The organism is Allobosea sp. CER48 (assembly GCF_044752385.1).
Classification (GTDB): Bacteria; Pseudomonadota; Alphaproteobacteria; order Rhizobiales; family Beijerinckiaceae; genus Allobosea.
The window spans coordinates 1-1,853 of record NZ_JBIWYK010000545.1; the positions used below are offsets into that span (position 1 = coordinate 1).

Here is a 1,853-nt window from a genome sequence, read left to right on the forward strand (position 1 = left end):
CCACGGCAGCCGAGCGTGCGGACATGTCGGAACCTGTCGAGGCGGTTGCCCGGCCCGTCGCGCGCCGCCGTTTCTGGGTCCTGCCCTTCGGCCTCACTCTGCTGCTGCTGGCCTACTGCGCGGTCGTTCTTTGGCTCGACCTGCCGCTCTGGGTGCTGCGGCTGGCCTCCATCGCGATCCCCTTCCTCACCGGGCTCATCTATTTCGGGATTCGGCCACGGCTGATCGCCCTCGATATCGGGATCGCCATCGGTTTCGCAATTTTTTCCGTCGTGACCATGAACGCGTTGCTGAGTTGGCACGACAACATACCGCTCCTTCCGCAGGGCCCGGCAGCCTGGCGCGAGACTTCGTTCTACGTGCTGAGCATCGGCGCCTCCATGTTCTCGGGGATGTTGCTGCGCGTGACGCAGGCTGCGCTGACCGCGCGCGGCCTCGTCTCGCTGCCGGAACTGCGCAAGGGGCTGCTGGCCGTGCATGGAAAGGTGCCGATGGAAACGCTGAAGACCATCGAAACCACCATCCTGATGGCCGGCACGATCATTTCTGCCATCTTCGGCCTGATCGCCGGAATTTTGGGAGTGAAATAGGAACGATGAAGAAGGCTGTGCTCATTTCGCACATTCTGCCTGTTGTTCTCGCCGCTGCCGCCATGCTGACAGCCGCGCAAGCGGCCGAGCCGGTGCAGCTCATCACCCGCGAGGAGGCAGGCCTGCCGACAGCGTCCGTCGCACCGGCGAGCACCCGCAACATCACCCGCGGCCCCGGTATCGACACGATGCCGACCCCCGACAAGGGCGTGGACGGCAAGCCCTTCCGGCTGTCGGTTCGATTCATGCCGAGCAACGGCGTGCCGATCGACCCCGCAAGCGTGCGCGTCTTCTATCGCCGGCAGCCCCCGGTCGACATAACCGACCGGATCAAGCCCTACATCACCCCGGCGGGCATCGAGGCGCCCTCCGTGGTCGTCCCGACCGGAAGCCATGTCCTCGAGATCGAAGCGACCGACAAGGAAGGCCGCATCGGCCGCAGGCAGCTCAAGCTGACGGTCGCGCCGTCACCGTGACGCAAACCGGCCGGGCGGCGAAGTTTCACGCCGCCCGGTCGGCGAAGCTGAAGAATTTGTGCCCCAGGAACGAAAACACCATCACCACGCCCGTGGTGACGATCTGCATCGGCAGGTAGGGCAGTCCCGCCCGCGTCACGAACAGATGCATCAGGATGCCGGTAAGCACGAAACCGCCGGCCGCGATCAGCGCGAAGCGCCAGCCTGCCTGCGCATGCGTCCGCGTGGCGTCGAAGGTCATCCAGCGATTGAGCGCATAGGAAACCAGCGCGCCGACGATGAAGCCGGCGAGCGTCGCCGGCACAGGATCGACGTGGCCGAGCTCGACCAGCCCGATCAGCACGCCGTAATGGGCGACGGCCGTCAGCCCGCCCGCCAGGACATAGGCGGCGAGCTGGCGGAACTGGCGCGGGTAGCGGCGAAACGGCATCCGCGCTTCCTAGAGCATTTTCGAGCGAGATGGACACCGCCTCGCGGGAAGAAAATGCGGCGAAGCGAAAACCAGGTCGTGCGCAGCGCGGGGCGAACGATCTTGCCCCGCGCCGCTTGCCGCTTCAGCCCGCTTCGCTGCCGGCGAGATTGGCCGGCATGCCCCCGACCGGCATGTCGAGGCCCTGCTTCAGCGTATCGAGATGGTACTCGCGGATGCGTCCGCTTGTCGGATCGCTGACGAAGGCGCTGGCGCCGGACACGGCGAGGCTCGGCGTCGGGGTCTTCGCGCCGTAGGCACAGTCGAAGGCTGGGACGGCGTCGAAGGAAGCCAGCTCCTTCCAGATCGGCGCGATCT

3 protein-coding genes and 1 pseudogene are annotated in these 1,853 nt (G+C 66.2%); 2 read left to right on the top strand and 2 right to left on the bottom strand.

Annotation, left to right across the window (positions count from 1 at the left end):
• Together ACIPIA_RS15345 and ACIPIA_RS15350 are read left to right on the top strand one after the other, a co-directional pair.
• A partial coding sequence (locus tag ACIPIA_RS15345) for a hypothetical protein (protein ID WP_400510796.1) occupies positions 1 to 590 on the top strand: 590 nt, incomplete at its 5' end.
• 5 nt (positions 591 to 595) lie between these two features.
• A complete protein-coding gene (locus ACIPIA_RS15350) occupies positions 596 to 1,066 on the top strand; it encodes a hypothetical protein (RefSeq protein ID WP_400510798.1) in 471 nt (156 codons plus the stop codon).
• Positions 1,067 to 1,091: 25 nt separating this feature from the next.
• Here ACIPIA_RS15350 and ACIPIA_RS15355 read toward each other — a convergent pair whose 3' ends face one another.
• Together ACIPIA_RS15355 and ACIPIA_RS15360 are read right to left on the bottom strand one after the other, a co-directional pair.
• Positions 1,092 to 1,496, bottom strand: a complete 405-nt coding sequence (locus ACIPIA_RS15355; RefSeq protein ID WP_400510799.1) for a GtrA family protein — start codon at positions 1,494 to 1,496, stop codon at positions 1,092 to 1,094.
• Between the two features lie 124 nt (positions 1,497 to 1,620).
• Positions 1,621 to 1,853: pseudogene (locus tag ACIPIA_RS15360) on the bottom strand (hypothetical protein); the annotation flags it as partial.